Raw genomic sequence first — 15,218 nt, forward strand, 5'->3', positions numbered from 1 at the left:
GGAGCGCCTGAAAGGATAACCCATGTTCCAGCCTGAACGTCTCGCCACCCTCGGCTTCGCCGCCCGCCGCCGGCCCAACGGCCTGGTCGCCTCGGTGATGTGGATCGCCGGCCTGATCGCCGGCGTCGCCGCCCTGGCCGTCGGCGCGATCCTGGCCGTCTTCACCGCCGCAGCGGTCGCGGTCATCGCCCTGTTCGCCGGGGTTCTGGTCTTCCTGGCCGGCCTGGCCATGCGGGCCCGTCGCAACCTGGCGCCGCGTCGCCGCGCCGGGGATCCCGACGTGATCGAGGCGCACAAGGTGGACGGCACCTGGGTCGCCTATGGCTGGGAACGCCACGGCCGTTGAGGCCTGAAGCCATGGTTGACCTGATTGCGGCGCCCTCGCCGAACTTCGACACGCGTCGTGCGCCGCCCGACATGCTGGTGCTCCACTATACCGGCATGGAGACGGGCGAGGCCGCGCTCGCGCGACTGCGCGACCCCGAGGCCAATGTCTCGGCCCATTATCTGGTCGAGGAGGACGGCCGGGTCTTCCAACTGGTGCCCGAGGAACGGCGCGCCTGGCACGCCGGTCGAGGCGTCTGGCGCAGCGAGACCGACTGCAACGCCGCCTCCATCGGCATAGAGATCGTCAATCCCGGCCACGAGTTCGGCTATCGCCCCTTTCCCGAAGCCCAGATCGCGGCGGTCGTCGCCCTGATTGGCGACATCCGGGAACGCTGGACCATTCCCGACAACCGCATCATCGCCCACTCCGATCTGGCGCCGACGCGCAAGACCGACCCCGGCGAGTTATTTCCTTGGAAACGGCTGGCCGAGGCGGGACACGGCCTGTGGTTCGAGCCCGCCGCCGAACGGATCAAGGCCTTGGGCGGCCTGTTGCAGAAGGGCGACCAGGGGATCGGGGTCGTGGTTCTGCGCGCCGGCCTGCATCGGCTGGGCTATGGGCTGACGCCCGGCGGGGACTATGACGCCGAGACCGAGACCACCGTCCGCGCCTTCCAGCGCCACTGGCGACCTGAACGCATCGACGGCGTCGCCGACGGCGAGACCCGCGCCCGCCTGGTCGGCCTGCTGCAACTGGCCAGCGTCGAAAGCGTCACGGGCGTATCGAATTAGGTGGCGGAGCGGTCTTGGAAGGGGCCGAAGACGCGCAGGACCTGAATATGTTGCGTATCGTCATCGACGCGATAGATCAGCCGGTAGCCTGTTATGGTCCGCTCACGAAACCCGGCGATCTCGCTTGGCGGCCAACGTCCGGGTGCGGCTCGAAGATCTCGAATGGCGCGGAGCACTTCCGAATAGCGTGTTCGGCCACGACGCCCGCTTCCGGGTTGGGTCAACCATCGTCTGGCTTGGGCAATGTCGTCTCGCGCCTGCTCGGCGATCGTAAGCCTGTATAGGCGCGCCATTCAGTCGGACGTGCCCTCGGCCCAAGCGATCTCTGTCTCTAACCACCGAAGCGCCTCGTCTCCCGAGATGACCCGTCCTGCGGCGATGTCCTCTTCGGCCTCAGCGATGCGCGCGCGCTCCCAGGTCAGGCGGCGCTCACGCTGCTCCGGGCTTTCCTGATTGCCTATGTTGGAGGCGGGTTCGATCATGTACTGATCATATCCCATTTGCCGCCCCTACGCATCCGTTGGTTGACCTACGCGGCGCGGCGGCGCATCTAGCCTCCGCCAGACGGCTGGGCGGTCGCGGCGGGACTTGATCCCGTCGAGGAAAGTCCGGGCTCCACGGTGAAAAGGCGGCGGATAACTTCCGCCCGGGGCGACCCGAGGGATAGCGCCACAGAAAGCAAACCTCCGGCCTCGCGAGGCCGGTAAGGGTGAAAGGGTGGGGTAAGAGCCCACCGCGTGCCTGGCAACAGGGACGGCATGGCAAGCCCCGCCTGGAGCAAGACCAAATAGGGACATCGCGCGGGGTTCGCCCTGCGGGGCTCACCGCCTCAGATGTCCGGGTAGGTCGCGAGAACCGTTCAGCAATGGACGGTCCAGAGGAATGATCGTCGCCGTTCCGGGCTTCGGCCTCGGAGCGGAACAAAACCCGGCTTACAGGCCGTCTGGCAAAATTTTCGGTAGCGCGTTCAACGCTTACCCCTCCCCCCCGCCCCAGCTTCGCGTTAAGACTTGGGGATGACCGAGGTCGGATCAGAACTCGCCTTTGAACGGCTGACCCCGCGCGAGCGGGAGATCCTGCGGCTCGTCGCCCAGCATCGTCGCTCCAAGGAGATCGCCCGGCTTCTCGCCCTCTCCCCCAAAACGGTCGAAATGCACGTCCTCAGCGCCCGCCGGCGCCTGGCGGGTCTCAATCGACGCGACGCCGCCCTGGCCTTCGTCGCCTGGGAGGCCGCCCCGCCCCCCGGCAATGATTACCGTACGCGATCTGCACCCCTAGCCGAAGCGTCGCCCTCTCGCCTTGATGAGGGCGAACCGAGAGCTACGCATGATCCCCACCACAACCTGTCCGAAAGCGGATCTGTCGCCGATGTTTCTGGTGACCTGGACCGCATTGGAGGAGGCCTTGAGCCTTCTAGCCGCGACGCCGGAACAATCGAGACTGGCCCCCGATCTGGTCTCGGCCCTGCGCAAGTCGCAGAGAGACGGCGAGACGCCTGGCCGCCTGCTGATGAGCATTCTCAGCGCGGCCATCTTCCTGGCCGACGCACAGGCCTCGCCGGACGCATCCTCGGAGGCCGGCTCCATGGCCTGACGCCGCTCCAGCTGCTCGCCCTGACGGTCGTTCTGGCCGTCGTCCTGGGCCTCGTCCTCGGCGGCGTCGTCATGGCGGCCCACAACTTCCTCTACGCCCTGCAGCGCTGGCGTGAGGGTTGGGTCCCGCAGGCCTAACCGCCCTTCCCCTTCCAACGCCTGACCTCAACCTCGCGCCGCCTGTTCGGCGCGACTGGAGACCTGCGCCCGATGAAACGCACCGAAGCCGCCCGCGCCGGCGCCGCCAAACTTGTCCAGGCCGAAGCCGCCCTCGACACCGCCCTGGCCCACACCGCCGAACTGATGGGCCTGCTGCCCATGCTGCGCCAGAACGCCGGCCTGTCCGCCGTGATCGGACAGACCGCCGTCGATGCGCTCGGCGAGACCCTGACCCACCTCGTCAGCGCGCGGCGCACCCTGATCCAGGCTCATGGCGGCCTGCAAAACGTTCGGGTCCAGATAGGCTGCGGCGCCGTCGCCATCGGCGTTCCAGACAAGCCCGAAGACGGCGACAAGCCGCGCACCCAGGGCCTGGGCGGGCTCCGCATCGTCGAAGACGCCGCGTGACGGCGCGCGCCAAAACCGCCAATCTGATCCCTGCGGATTCGGGGGATGTGGATGTTCGAAACGACGGCGGCGCTGATCGGCGTGGTCCTGGCCGTCGCGGCCTGTGCGCTGGCGCTGTGGCGCGGCCGATGGCCGGAACGTGGAGCGGCCATCGTGATCCTGGCGGGCTGGCTGATCAGCGCCCGGGTTCAGTCCTCGCAGCACCTCGATCCGGAATGGGGCCTCTTCTGGGTGGACCTGACGGTCCTGGCGGCCTTCATCGGCCTGCTGGCGCGGTCGGGTCGGTTATGGCTCGCCGTCGCCAGCGCCTTCCAATTGCTGGCGGTCGGATCGCACCTGGCTATGCTCATCGATCATCGCGTTACCATGAACACCTATCTGATGGCGCTCTCCATCTGGAGCCTGGCCATCCTCACGGCGCTGCTGGTCGGCGCCCTGACGGCTCGACCGTTCAAGAGGGGGGCGAGCGATGATGCGCCTCTGCCCCCAGAGCGAAGTCCTGATCGACCTGATCGCCACGATGGGTCCGACTGAACGCCGCATTCTGATGCTGACCATACGGCGTGTGATCACGTTGCAGGAAGCGGGCGAGGAAGACGAGGCCGCCGACTTTCTGGAGGACCTGCGCAACGTCCTCGCCTCCCCCGCCCTGCGCCGGCGACTGACCATCGGCGCGCTGAACAGTTAGCGGCTGATTGCTGAGGATCCGGCCTGACCGATGGGCTCGCACCGCCTGCACGGATTATACGGCTGGACGACGCGGCATGTCCGGCAGCTTGAGTGTAGGCGCTTCGCCCGCAGCGCACCATCAGCAGATATTGGCTTGCCGCAGAACGCGCCTACAGGCGCATGTGCGATCCGTCCCACAGATCAATTTTATGAAATCAATGATATGGCTAGTTCCTGCCGGGTAACGACATGGTGCGTCATCGCGCTCCCTTCTCATCATAGACAGGGAAAGCCTGAATGCTTACGGTTGTGCTCGTAAGCGCGCTTAGCGCCGGAGGCAGGCGCCGATGCGCCGCCATGATGGCTGAAGCCGGTCTGATGAGCGACGCAAAGGTTGGTGACGATTTGACGACGCTCGAGCCAGTCGCTGTAGATCCCATAATGATCGAAGCTTCGGATGCCCTGATCATCCCGTCCAAACTGATCACCCCCGCCGCCGCAGCAAACGCGGGCAAGTCTAGTCCTCGCCGTAACGCAGGCGCCAAGGCGGTCGGTGACTGGACGGAACGTACCGCCCTCGCCTATCTCCAAAACCAGATCGTCTGGCTGCCGGAACAGGGTCCATCGGGCCGCCCGGGGCGAGACGCCGGGCTGGGACATTGATTTTATCGACGCCGAGGGCGTGTTGCAGCGGGTCGAGGTCAAGGGTGAGGTCAGCGCCGCCTTTACCAGCGTGGAATCGACCGCCAACGAGCTCGCCGCCGCTGAGGAATATGGCGATGCCCATTGGTTATGCCTCATGGCGAACTGCGAGACGGCTCACCCCAAGGGTCCAGATGGTGCAAAATCCAGCCGCCAAACTAATGGCTGGCGTTTGGAGCGCGCGCCCCAGCCTGATCGCCGTGATCTTCAGTTCGAAAAGCTGATGGCGACTTGAAAACAATCGCTGATCCCAACCCGCGCCGCCGGTCGCTCAGAACGGCGGCTTCGCCTCACATTAAAGGCCTCTTTCGTGCCGTCTAATAAGCGTCCTTACGTCCAGCATTCGATCGCTCAACTCGAGACCTTGTTCGCCCAGTCTAAAAACGACCCGATGGTGGTGGGCCAGATTGAGCACGAGTTGAGCTTTCGAAAGACCGACCGCGCGGCCAAGCTACGGTTGAGCACGCAGGAATTCCTGTTGAGCCCCGCAACGAGCAGGAGCCGACCTGTAGCCACGAAGCCTAAAATACTGGCACGGAAACCAGCCGCACCCCGCACCGACGTTCCACCTCCCCCCGTAAAGCCTGACGGGTCTGAGCGGATTGCGGCCGCGGCCGATGCCTGGGCCGAGGATATCGAGGAGACGTTTGTGCCGGTTCGCCCGACCGAGCCCAACACCCCCTTGGGTGTCCTTGGCGCATGGACCGCACTGGAAGCCTTGTCGCCCCAGACTTACAAACGTCCTTACGACCTTAAGATTGGCCAATACGGCAGCGTCGCGGAGCTGGGCGAAGGCCCGTTGCCTTGGGAACGAGGCGAAAAGTCTCGGCCGAAGCATCAACTCTATTATCAGATCATGCTTGGCGCGATCCCGATGGAAAGAGCGACCGCCGATCTCGTCAAAGCCTTCGGTTCCGACGAAGAATTGAGAACCCGCGCTCGGGAAAAGGCAGCGATCGGCGCCGTGCTCGTGGATCGAAATGGTGTGCTGGTCGAAGACAACGGCATCGCAGTGTCCAGCTTCGGCTGGGCCTTGCCGCTCACAATCAAATTGAAGCTGGAAGCGCTCGGTGGCTGGCCGAGCCTCGAGCCAAAAATCATTGAAGCAGTCGACGAGATCCTGCGGCGTACCGATGATGCCGGCAGGCCCCAGCCGGTCGATCGAGACGCGATCACGCGCGCACACGCCTATCTGGTCGAGCGTTTTGGGCTGTCGGATCACCTCGTTGAGCCACCTAGTTTTGCGCTGCGAGTCTATCATCACTTCAAGGCCAAAAACCCGCCGGAAGCCTCGCTGCTCAACTCCTTCTTCATGGGCGATCTGGCCAAAGCCGCCGCCCGCTGTCGTAAGCAGACCGCTCCAAAAACACTGCGCCAGTACCTCGGCATTGAGCGACCCGATCGCATTTTTGATCTTCTGAACGATCGTTACACCGTTGAAGACGCCGTGGCGCCTTCGAAAACGCCGGCGGCGCGTTGGCCTAACCCTGGCGGTCACCCCCTCGTTCTCCTCCAGCAGGCGGCAGTGAACCTGGCCCGATCAGAACTGGCCAAAGGCTCTGGTATGATCGCCGTCAACGGCCCGCCAGGCACCGGCAAGACGACCCTCCTTCGTGACATCGTGGCCGCGACGGTTCTGGATCGCGCCTTGGCGATGGCGGCGTTTGATGATCCGCAGGAAGCCTTCACAGCGTCGGGCGAGCGCTGGACGTTCGGAGGCCCGGGCTATTTCCACCTCTATAAGCTGGATCCCAGCTTGCGAGGCCATGAGATCCTCGTCGCCTCCAGCAACAACAAAGCCGTCGAGAACGTCAGTCGAGAGCTGCCTGCAGCCAAGGCGATCGGCCGGCCGGATGAGTTGAGCTACTTCAAGTCCATCAGCGACTTTGTCTATCGGCCACCGGAGGCCGAGGAAGGTGCTGAGGCGGAGGTCTCGACGGACGTTGAACCCTTTCAGAGCTGGGGGCTTATCGCCGCCGTCCTGGGCAATGCTAAGAACCGCGCCGCCTTCTCCAAATCGTTCTGGTGGGACGATGACCATGGTTTCCGGATCTATCTGAAGGCCGCCAAAGGCGACTCCGTCATCCGCGAGATCAAGGACCCGGAAACGGACAAGGTGATCGCCCGCGAGACCCCTTCGGTGGTCACAAACGAAGCGCCTCCATCGCCGCACGAGGTCGGAACGAATTGGCGACGCGCCCGCCAGAAGCTGGTGACGCTACATCACGAAATCCAAGATGAGCTGACTCGATTGGAAGATGTGCGCCAACTTGCGCTTAGGCTCACCGCTGCGAAGCGAGAGGTTGCAGAGCGCCTCGCTGAACGTGCCGTTCTTGCTGAACGTCTCCAGCCTCTTCAATCAAAAATCGCGCTTCAGGAAGCGGATCTCAATATCGCAGACCTTGCGGCGAAACAGGCCGATGACGCCGTCAGACAACATCGCAAGCGACGCCCTGGTTTCTTTGCCTGGTTGTTTCGTCGGGATGCTCGCACCGCTTGGAATGCCGACAACAAACCTCTGCTCGAAGCCGCAGAGCGGACAAAGATCGACCTCCACCATGCCGAGATGGCGTTGGCCGACTATTCCAATCGGATTGCAGCGCTCACTTTGGAGATTGCGCGCGCCGATCGTAACCTAATCGAACCTCGAGAGCGGGTGGTGGTACTGGGCGACCAGCTTGAAGCGCACCGTCCGGTGCTTGGTCAGCATATTGTCGACGATTCCTTCTTTGAGCGTGGTCATGAGGCATCCAACCTGGAATCCCCATGGCTGCCGAAGGCGCTTCAGTGCAAACGCGACGACCTCTTCATTGCGGCGGTGAATGTCCACAAAGCCTTCATCGACGCCGCTGCTCAGAAGGTGCTGCACAATCTATCCATCCTGATGGATGTTTTCTCAGGAGGCTCGCCGCAGGATCCCGCCAAACGAGCGCTGCTTGGAGAACTCTGGTCGACAATGTTCATGGTCACCCCGGTTCTCTCGACCACCTTCGCCTCGGTCGAGCGCATGCTCGGCGATCTGCCGCCAGAAAGTATCGGTTGGCTGCTCGTCGATGAGGCTGGCCAGGCTTTACCACAGGCCGCTGTCGGCGCGGTCATGCGCGCGCAGCGTGCGATTATCGTCGGCGACCCGCTGCAGATCCCGCCTGTCATCACGCTGCCCGAGCGACTGAACGTCGAGATCGCTGACTTCTTTAAAATTCATCCGACGTCGTGGACGGCGCCGGAGGCTTCAACCCAGACCGTGGCTGACCGCGTATCGCCCTTCCAAGCCGCCTTCAAATCGGATGTCGGGCCGCGCCAGGTCGGCATCCCGCTTCTCGTTCATCGACGGTGCCAGGAGCCCATGTTCGGGATATCCAATCGCATCGCCTACGATGGTCAAATGGTTCATGCGCCTGGGTCTAAGCACAGCACCATCGGCAACATTCTCGGCGCATCGAGTTGGCATAATGTGGATGGTGACGCGGACTCGAAATGGAGCCCCGATGAAGGCGAACAGGTCGTCTCTTTGCTGAGCGAGATCGCCGATGCGGGCCTTCGCAATCCCGATGTATTTGTGATCACACCCTTCCGGATTGTTGCGCAGGAACTGCGAACTCGTTTGAAGGCAGAGCGAGAGCTATTTGCGCAGTTTGGCGTTGATGTCGATGAATGGCTGAAGGATCGCGTGGGTACAATCCACACAGTTCAGGGCCGAGAAGCAGAGGCGGTGATCCTTGTCTTAGGTGCCCCAAAGGCTTCACAAAATGGCGCAAGGGCCTGGGCTGCGGGAACGCCGAACATTCTCAATGTGGCGGTCTCCCGGGCAAAGCAACGCCTCTATGTTGTCGGTTCTCACGGAGCATGGCGCGGCGTAGGACACGCAAAGGATCTAGCGAGTTCACTTCCGGCTCACAGGACAGACACTAGACAGGCTGGAACTCGCTCGCGATTTCCGCCGCCGTGTTGACCAGCTGGTGGCCACGAGGGCTTCCGCTTCATGTCGGAGCGGATTTCATCAATATGCCCGCAGCGTATTGCGAGGGAGCTTCCTGTCCTTGGGAAGTCTGATATTGCCGACCGGCTGCACAAGACATCTCCGTCAACTCACCGCGTAGGACAGCCTGAAAGGCCGTGAACAGCCCTACGCAGCAAGGTTCAGGGGCAAAGCTGTTGGCGACGTTTTGTTGGATGAAACCCAATCCTGACCAAAAAAAGCCATTTGAAACCAACGCAGGTGGCGGACAGAGAGGAAGTCGTTTCTTCTCGTGAATTCAAGGCGTTGCCCCGTCTAACGGGGTGTGAGGCGCATATTGAAATCCTTAGGGATTTTTCCCGTTTGGCTAACCCCTCGGGACGTTTCTCGGACACGAAAAACCCGCCAGCGCTGCAGCACCAATATCTGCCGCGCAACTGTTCCCGACGAAGCGGCCGAGGCGCCGCAAAATCGGTCATCGGCGACCGATCAAACGCCAGAAAGCGGACATCAGCGGCACGAAAACCGGTCACCGGTGACCGACAATACCTTTATGAACCCATTAAAAGATTTCGCGCCGCCGAAAGCCGACGACCAGATGGCGGCGCCGGAACGCCGGCGCGGCTCATCCCGTTCGCCCAGACCGATATCCGCCAGGCGGTCGTCCAGATCGCGGAGGAAGGCGCGGCGGTAAGCTACCTGGATCACGCCAGATGGGAGCCCGACGAACGGCGCATCCTCTGCACCAGCCCCACGGCGTTCGCCCGACTGAAGGGTCTCGTCGACCGTCCGCTCGCAACGAGAGGCGTGTCCATCGCATTGCAGCCCTGTGGACTACGGCAGCTCGCAGCCTGATCGAGAGGCATGCGGCGAATATACCCGACATTCACCGCAGAATAAGCGGCCGTACCTCTGCGAGCTGGCCGTTGCCCTCCTGCGTGGCTGGAGAGGCAAGGTTCGTTTGTAGCAGACCGGCGACGAGGCGTTGGGGAAGGTATTCGTTTATTATACAATGAATGACCTATGCAGGCCGCCCAGGCTTCTGCCATGATCGTCCAAAGGCCGGATGACGAACACGCTGGCGGATCGCGGCGGGATGGAAAGAGTGGATCGGATCAGAACGGACGAGGCGCAGCCGCTTGTTCAAACTCCTGCGGGCTTGCTGAGGGGGCGGCGCGAGGGCGAAGCCAGGGTGTGGCGCGGCGCGCCCTATGCGGCGGCTCCGGTCGGTCAGCTCCGCTGGCGCCCGCCACAGCCGCACCCAGGCTGGCAGGGTGAACGTGACGCCGGTCAGTTCGGCTTGCCTGGACCACAGGCTGGTCCATCGGATGTCGCCGACATCGTCTCGATCGGGGGCGCGCCTGACCCCACGTCCGAAGACTGCCTGACGCTGAACATCTGGGCGCCGACGAAGGTCGAGAGCGGGGCGCCCGTCATGGTCTGGCTGCACGGCGGCTCCAACCGCATGGGCGCGGGGTCTCTGCCCTTCTACGACGGCCAAGCCTTTGCCCGGGACGGCGTGGTTCTGGTCACCGTCAACTATCGGCTGGGTCATTTCGGCTTCCTTGCGCACCCTGCTCTGACGCGGGAAGCTCCGGGCGACCAGCCCCTCGGCGCTCCGGGCCTGCTGGATCAGATCGCGGCTCTGGAATGGGTCCGTGACAACATCGCCGCCTTCGGGGGCGACCCGGCCAATGTCACCCTTTTCGGAGAGTCTGCCGGGGGCTTGGATATTCTGGCCCTGATGACGGCGCCCCGCGCGAGGGGATTGTTCCAGAAGGCGATCGTCCAGTCCGGCGGCGGCTGGCTGCCGGCGACGCCGCTGAAGACGGCCGAGGCCCGAGGCATGGCCGCCATGACCGCCCTAGGCCTGGCCGGGACGGACGCCGCCGAACTGCGCGCAGCGCCCGCAGACCGTCTGGCCGCAGTCGAAGGCGGTTTCGGACCGGTTATCGACGGTCGCCTGCTGGTGCGCGACCCGATCAGCGCCTTCGCTCGCGGAGACTTCGCCGACATCCCGTTGATGATCGGGGTCAATAGTGGCGAGGATTCCCTGCTGAACTATGGCGACGGCGTGAAGCGGTTCCGGTCGATGATCAAGCCGAACGCGGCTCTCGCACGGCTGTACCCCGAGGCTGCGGGCGATGAGGACCAGATCGTCCGGCTGGGGTTCCGGGACTTCGGATTCGCCGGCCCTGCGCGCTGGATCGCCGCCCGGCGCCGCCGGTCCAGGGCGTGGCTCTATGCCTTCGACTATGTGGAAGAGGGGCGCCGCGAAACCATGAACCGGGCGGCCCACGGCGCCGAGATCTTTCATGTCTTCGAGACGCTGGATCATCGGCCGGACGGCGCCCCGCCGGCCACCGCTGCGGATCGCGCTGTCGCTGCGGGCATACATGCGCGCTGGATTGCGTTTGCCCGAAATGGGGACCCTGGAGCGGACTGGCCCGCCTATGACCGGACGCAAGATTCGTGGCGCGTCTTCGACGCGACGCCGGGCGGCGCCATGCGGCCGGGCTGGTGGAAGGCGTCTCTGGACCACCACGAACGCAAGGCTCGCCTGCTCATCCTTGTGATACGGGCCAGGGATCGCCTGCGGAAGCTGCTTTCAGTTAGGATGAGCCGATGACAACCAGCGTCGCCCGCCCCCGCCCCCCCATCAAGTCCAAGGCGCAAAGGCGCGAGGAGGCGATGAACCGCATCCTTGATGCGGCCGAAGCCCTGTTTGCGCGGGACGGCCTGCACGGCGTCACGCTGAAGGCGGTCGCGGCGGAAGCCGGCGTCGATACGGCCCTGGTTCACTACTATTTCGAAGACAAGACACGGCTCTTCAGCATCACGTTCGGCCGCCGCGCCGAGGTCGTGAACCAGATGCGTCTGGACAGTCTGAACCGCTACGAGACGGAACACGGCGAAGCGATGACCGTGCGCGGGCTCCTCGAGTCCTTCCTCAAGCCCATGTTCATGCTGTTGGAAGAGGGGGATCCCGCCTGGCTGAACTATGCGGCCCTGGTGGCGCAGGTGAACAACACCCCCGTCTGGGGCGGCGACACCATGCACCAGCATTTCGATCCCGTCGTGCGGCGCTTCATCGCCCTTCTCGGGCGTATCGCGCCGGAGGCGCCCCAGCGCCAGCTTTTCTGGTTCTACCACCTGCTCTCCGGCGCCTTGACCCTCTCCCTCGCCCAGACCGGACGGATCGACGTCCTGTCAGGAGGCGAGTGCCGCTCGTCAGAGATGCTGGCGATCTGCGAGGCTATGGAAGTCGTCTTCACCGGGGGCTTTGAAGCCTTGCGGCATTCCGGCGTTGGCGAACACGGCAGTGACGGTTGAATCGATGGCGGACCTGGGGACCTGGTTTGATCGGCATGGCGCCGAAATCGTGGCCTGGAGGCGGGACCTCCACGCCCACCCCGAGTTGGCCTTCGAAGAGCACAGAACCTCGGCCTTCGTCGCAGAACGCCTACGGTACTGGGGGCTGGAGGTTCACACCGGGATCGCCGGGACCGGGGTCGTCGGCGTCCTGCGCGGAGCGGGAGGGCCGGACGCGCCCGCCCTCGGGCTGCGGGCGGACATGGACGCCCTGCCGATTGAGGAAGCGACCGGGGTCAGCCACCGCTCGCAACGGCCCGGCGTGATGCACGCCTGCGGCCACGACGGCCACACCGCCATGCTCCTGGGAGCGGCGCGCCGGATCGTTGATCTGGTCCGGGAGCGCGGCCGGCTCGCCGGCGACGTCGTCTTCATCTTCCAGCCCGCCGAGGAAAACGAAGGCGGGGGCCGGCGCATGGTCGAGGAAGGCCTGTTCGAACGGTTCCCCGTTCGCCAGGTTTTCGCCCTGCACAATCTTCCAGGCCTGGAGGTGGGCCGGTTCGTGACAAGGCCGGGGGCCATGCTTGCGGGTTTCGACACCTTCGACATCCGGATCGAGGCGGAGGGCGGACATGCGGCCAACCCCGCCGATGGCGGCGACGCCGTGGTCGCGGCGGCGGCCCTGATCATGGGCTTTCAGACCATAGTTCCGCGCCAGACGCCGGCGAGTTCGGCCGCGCTGCTGGCCGTGACGATGGTTTCAGGCGGGACCGCGCACAATATCCTGCCGGACGCGGTGACGCTGGGCGGGTCCTTGCGCTGGTTCGAACGCCCGGTGATCGAGGAGATCCGGCGCCGGATGGAGGCCCATCGCCATGGGGTCGCCACCGCCTATGGCGTACGGATCGCCATGACCTATCGCGAGCGGTATCCCGCACTTTTGAACGATGCGGACGCTATGGAGCTTGCCGCCCGCGCCGCCCGGCGCGCTGTGGGAGATGAGCGCGTCGCGACGGACATCGCACCCGTCATGGGATCCGAAGACTTCGCCTTTATGCTGGAACATGTGCCGGGGGCCTACCTCGGGTTCGGAAACGGCCCTGGCGAGGGCGGATGCCTGCTCCACAATCCCCGATACGATTTCAACGACGGCGCTCTGGAATCGGGCGTCGCCTTCTGGACCGCCCTGGTCGAGACCTTCTTTGAGGAGGCGCACCTGGCCGGAGGACCCGAGCCGCAGCGGTGAAGAGGCCGCGCGCCGGTCAGCGGCGCGTGACCCTCACGACCAGGGTTTCGCCGTCCGCGACAATGCTGACGATCTGGGCGTCGTTTCGAACCACCTGTCCGCCGCTCACGGCGAGATCATAGCCGTTCGGATACTGGACTGACGGCACATAGATTTCCGTCGGACCTGTCGCGGTCGCGCGCACCGCGATCCTGGCTTCAAACACACCGCTTTCGCGATCAAAACTCTGCCGAACCAGTCGCCCCTGGGCGGCGCGGACAAACGGGCGGCAGAAGCCTTCCACCGCGCGTCCGCCAGCGTCCGGGTCGCCCGGCGTCGTCGCCTGATCCGCGGACCAGATCGAGAGGTCCTCCTGGTTCCAGCCGTCGCCGATCATTGAATCGTTGCGATTGGACGCCGTGTAGTTCCACTGGGTCGAGGACAGGCCCAACTGGTCGATCGCATTGTACATCATGTCGAGGGCCGAAGTCTGAGCCTCCCATAGCTGCGGGCCACGTTCCCCTTCGGCCCAGCGCCGGTAGGCCTGCCCATCGTTCATGTCGAACGGAATCCCGCATTCGCCGAGCAGGGTCGGCGCCCCGCCCTCGAGACGGTCCCCTGCGGCCCGAATACGGCTCATCTCGGCGACATAGTTCTGTTCGATTGCAGCGCACGTGTCGCGCGGCTCGCCGGTGAGGACGTGCTTGCCCTTTAGGTCGAACGTCTTGGTCACCAAGGTTGTCAGATCATACCAGTGGCTGGCGTTGACCGTATTGGGCGGACACCCGTCGGGGAAGCCATGGCCCATGAAGGCTTCGAACGGATCGACCTCCGCGAACAGCAGCCAATCCGAACGAAGCGCCCGCACGGCCCCGGCGACACGGTGGAAGAAGGGCGCCATACAATCCCGGCCCATGTCGATGGGCTGGCCGGACCTAAGTTTGAAATGGTCCTCCTTCAGCGCGACGGCCTGCCCCTCGCGGATGTCCCAGACGCCGGCGGCGCGGAACGGATCCTCGCGTCCCGGCAGCCAGACGGAGACCCCGTCGGTGTTGAGGCGGGTCTCGCCGCAGATCCCCTGACCGGGCGCCACGACCGGCAGGGTGCGGGTGAGACCCGACAGAAGGGCCAGACCGTCGAGCGCCGACCAGATCGGCCCCCGATAGCGGACGATGGGGTCCGACAGGCCCTTGCCAATATAGCCGGCGCCCGGCTCGTTCAGGGTGTCGAAGCCCAGGACATGATCCATGTCGACCAGCCTCGCGGCCAGCGCCTGCATGGCTCCGAGATAGTGGTTCTGGAACATGTCCTGCAGATGGACGCCTGCGACCTTCGCATCGGGGGCCAGGTCTCGACCTGCGAAGAACAGGGTCCACATCACGCCATTGGCGGGCCGGGCGTAGTTCCCGCTCCAACTCATGACCGGGTAGCTGTCCTGGCGTCCGCCGAGCAGCGGATCATAGGCGTGTTGCATGACATGAGCAGCGCCAGAGGCATGGAAACGGGTGAAATCGAGCCCCGCAGCCTCGAAGGTCCAGCCGGGTGCGCCGTCGCCCCCGGACATCCGGGCCCAGGCGTCCTGATGGAAATCGACCAGAACATACAGGCCGTGGGCGCCGGCCCGGCGACAGACCTCGGCATAGTAGTCGAGATAGGCCTCGTCATACACGCCCGGCCCCGCGTGCTCGACCGCCTCCCAGGTCGTCAGCAGCCGCAGGCAGTTGAAGCCCCAGCGCCGCATTCTGGCGAAATGGCTGTCGATCTCGGCCAGGGGGGCCGGCCGTCCGATGAAACTGACCGTTCTGTGGTCCGCGAAGTCCGTCGGCAGATAGGTCGGCTGGTTCGGGCTGAACGGGACCTTGCTGTCGCCGCCGAAGTTGACGCCGCGCAGTATCAGATCGCGTCCCCGTTCATCCCGAAAGGCGCGCTCCCCGAAGCTGACCCGGGTCAGTGGGGCGAGGGCCGCCGCCCTCGCATTGTCGTCGCGTTCAGACATGTGTTTCAGCCACTGAAGAGGAGAAATGCGCGGGGGCGTCCCCGGCAGGGGGATATCCGGTGCTCGGTCGCGGTGCGA

General features: G+C 64.6%; 16 protein-coding genes, 1 other RNA gene and 1 pseudogene. 15 read left to right on the forward strand and 3 right to left on the reverse strand.

Annotation, left to right across the window (positions count from 1 at the left end):
- Positions 1-22 precede the first annotated feature (22 nt).
- Positions 23-346: a hypothetical protein gene (locus tag ACW177_RS13725; protein ID WP_492026238.1), complete on the forward strand. Its 324-nt coding sequence runs from the start codon at positions 23-25 to the stop codon at positions 344-346.
- Positions 347-357: 11 nt separating this feature from the next.
- On the forward strand, positions 358-1,119 hold the full coding sequence (locus ACW177_RS13730; RefSeq protein WP_492026239.1) for a peptidoglycan recognition protein family protein: 762 nt from the start codon (positions 358-360) through the stop codon (positions 1,117-1,119).
- Here ACW177_RS13730 and ACW177_RS13735 read toward each other — a convergent pair.
- Both ACW177_RS13735 and ACW177_RS13740 read right to left on the reverse strand, forming a co-directional pair.
- The gene (locus ACW177_RS13735) at positions 1,116-1,412 is read right to left on the reverse strand and encodes a type II toxin-antitoxin system RelE/ParE family toxin (RefSeq protein WP_492026240.1); all 297 of its coding nucleotides are present in this window, start codon (positions 1,410-1,412) and stop codon (positions 1,116-1,118) included. The genes ACW177_RS13730 and ACW177_RS13735 overlap by 4 nt on opposite strands.
- The gene (locus tag ACW177_RS13740) at positions 1,413-1,601 is read right to left on the reverse strand and encodes a hypothetical protein (protein WP_492026241.1); all 189 of its coding nucleotides are present in this window, start codon (positions 1,599-1,601) and stop codon (positions 1,413-1,415) included.
- A 78-nt stretch (positions 1,602-1,679) separates the two neighbouring features.
- Here ACW177_RS13740 and rnpB point away from each other — a divergent pair.
- The 13 genes and pseudogenes from rnpB (at position 1,680) to ACW177_RS13805 (ending at position 13,165) form a co-directional block, all read left to right on the forward strand.
- An RNA gene (gene rnpB, locus ACW177_RS13745) (RNase P RNA component class A) lies at positions 1,680-2,070 on the forward strand.
- 65 nt (positions 2,071-2,135) lie between these two features.
- A pseudogene (locus ACW177_RS13750) lies at positions 2,136-2,270 on the forward strand (LuxR C-terminal-related transcriptional regulator); the annotation flags it as partial.
- Between the two features lie 175 nt (positions 2,271-2,445).
- On the forward strand, positions 2,446-2,712 hold the full coding sequence (locus ACW177_RS13755) for a hypothetical protein (protein WP_492028133.1): 267 nt from the start codon (positions 2,446-2,448) through the stop codon (positions 2,710-2,712).
- 209 nt (positions 2,713-2,921) lie between these two features.
- Positions 2,922-3,278, forward strand: a complete 357-nt coding sequence (locus tag ACW177_RS13760) for a hypothetical protein (RefSeq protein ID WP_492026242.1) — start codon at positions 2,922-2,924, stop codon at positions 3,276-3,278.
- A gap of 45 nt (positions 3,279-3,323) precedes the next feature.
- Positions 3,324-3,812, forward strand: a complete 489-nt coding sequence (locus ACW177_RS13765; protein ID WP_492026243.1) for a hypothetical protein — start codon at positions 3,324-3,326, stop codon at positions 3,810-3,812.
- Complete coding sequence (locus ACW177_RS13770; protein WP_492026244.1) at positions 3,799-3,966, forward strand: hypothetical protein; 168 nt, start codon at positions 3,799-3,801, stop codon at positions 3,964-3,966. The genes ACW177_RS13765 and ACW177_RS13770 overlap by 14 nt, the downstream gene beginning before the upstream one ends.
- Positions 3,967-4,304: 338 nt before the next feature.
- Positions 4,305-4,610 carry a hypothetical protein gene (locus ACW177_RS13775; RefSeq protein WP_492028134.1) on the forward strand — a complete coding sequence of 102 codons (306 nt, stop codon included), beginning with the start codon at positions 4,305-4,307 and terminating at the stop codon, positions 4,608-4,610.
- Positions 4,501-4,884 (forward strand): protein NO VEIN domain-containing protein, encoded by a 384-nt coding sequence (locus tag ACW177_RS13780; protein ID WP_492026245.1) that lies wholly within the window; start codon positions 4,501-4,503, stop codon positions 4,882-4,884. Before ACW177_RS13775 ends, ACW177_RS13780 begins: the two co-directional genes overlap by 110 nt.
- A gap of 129 nt (positions 4,885-5,013) precedes the next feature.
- Complete coding sequence (locus tag ACW177_RS13785) at positions 5,014-8,601, forward strand: DEAD/DEAH box helicase (RefSeq protein ID WP_492026246.1); 3,588 nt, start codon at positions 5,014-5,016, stop codon at positions 8,599-8,601.
- A gap of 252 nt (positions 8,602-8,853) precedes the next feature.
- A complete protein-coding gene (locus ACW177_RS13790) occupies positions 8,854-9,462 on the forward strand; it encodes a hypothetical protein (RefSeq protein ID WP_492026247.1) in 609 nt (202 codons plus the stop codon).
- A gap of 211 nt (positions 9,463-9,673) precedes the next feature.
- Positions 9,674-11,236 (forward strand): carboxylesterase/lipase family protein, encoded by a 1,563-nt coding sequence (locus ACW177_RS13795; RefSeq protein ID WP_492026248.1) that lies wholly within the window; start codon positions 9,674-9,676, stop codon positions 11,234-11,236.
- Positions 11,233-11,940: a TetR/AcrR family transcriptional regulator gene (locus ACW177_RS13800; RefSeq protein WP_492026249.1), complete on the forward strand. Its 708-nt coding sequence runs from the start codon at positions 11,233-11,235 to the stop codon at positions 11,938-11,940. Before ACW177_RS13795 ends, ACW177_RS13800 begins: the two co-directional genes overlap by 4 nt.
- On the forward strand, positions 11,930-13,165 hold the full coding sequence (locus tag ACW177_RS13805) for an amidohydrolase (RefSeq protein WP_492026250.1): 1,236 nt from the start codon (positions 11,930-11,932) through the stop codon (positions 13,163-13,165). Before ACW177_RS13800 ends, ACW177_RS13805 begins: the two co-directional genes overlap by 11 nt.
- 16 nt (positions 13,166-13,181) lie before the next feature.
- On the opposite strand, the gene ACW177_RS13810 is transcribed toward ACW177_RS13805, so the two are convergent.
- Positions 13,182-15,140, reverse strand: a complete 1,959-nt coding sequence (locus tag ACW177_RS13810; protein ID WP_492026251.1) for a cellulase family glycosylhydrolase — start codon at positions 15,138-15,140, stop codon at positions 13,182-13,184.
- Positions 15,141-15,218: the final 78 nt, after the last annotated feature.

Source organism: Brevundimonas sp. AVps23W (genome assembly GCF_058681395.1).

Bases quoted from the DNA above. Each gene is read 5' to 3' on its own strand.
- ACW177_RS13725 (WP_492026238.1), top strand. From the start codon at position 23: ATGTTCCAGCCTGAACGTCTCGCCACCCTCGGCTTCGCCGCCCGCCGC.
- ACW177_RS13730 (WP_492026239.1), top strand. From the start codon at position 358: ATGGTTGACCTGATTGCGGCGCCCTCGCCGAACTTCGACACGCGTCGT.
- ACW177_RS13735 (WP_492026240.1), bottom strand. From the start codon at position 1,412: ATGGCGCGCCTATACAGGCTTACGATCGCCGAGCAGGCGCGAGACGAC.
- ACW177_RS13740 (WP_492026241.1), bottom strand. From the start codon at position 1,601: ATGATCGAACCCGCCTCCAACATAGGCAATCAGGAAAGCCCGGAGCAG.
- ACW177_RS13755 (WP_492028133.1), top strand. From the start codon at position 2,446: ATGATCCCCACCACAACCTGTCCGAAAGCGGATCTGTCGCCGATGTTT.
- ACW177_RS13760 (WP_492026242.1), top strand. From the start codon at position 2,922: ATGAAACGCACCGAAGCCGCCCGCGCCGGCGCCGCCAAACTTGTCCAG.
- ACW177_RS13765 (WP_492026243.1), top strand. From the start codon at position 3,324: ATGTGGATGTTCGAAACGACGGCGGCGCTGATCGGCGTGGTCCTGGCC.
- ACW177_RS13770 (WP_492026244.1), top strand. From the start codon at position 3,799: ATGGGTCCGACTGAACGCCGCATTCTGATGCTGACCATACGGCGTGTG.
- ACW177_RS13775 (WP_492028134.1), top strand. From the start codon at position 4,305: ATGATGGCTGAAGCCGGTCTGATGAGCGACGCAAAGGTTGGTGACGAT.
- ACW177_RS13795 (WP_492026248.1), top strand. From the start codon at position 9,674: ATGACGAACACGCTGGCGGATCGCGGCGGGATGGAAAGAGTGGATCGG.
- ACW177_RS13800 (WP_492026249.1), top strand. From the start codon at position 11,233: ATGACAACCAGCGTCGCCCGCCCCCGCCCCCCCATCAAGTCCAAGGCG.
- ACW177_RS13810 (WP_492026251.1), bottom strand. From the start codon at position 15,140: ATGTCTGAACGCGACGACAATGCGAGGGCGGCGGCCCTCGCCCCACTG.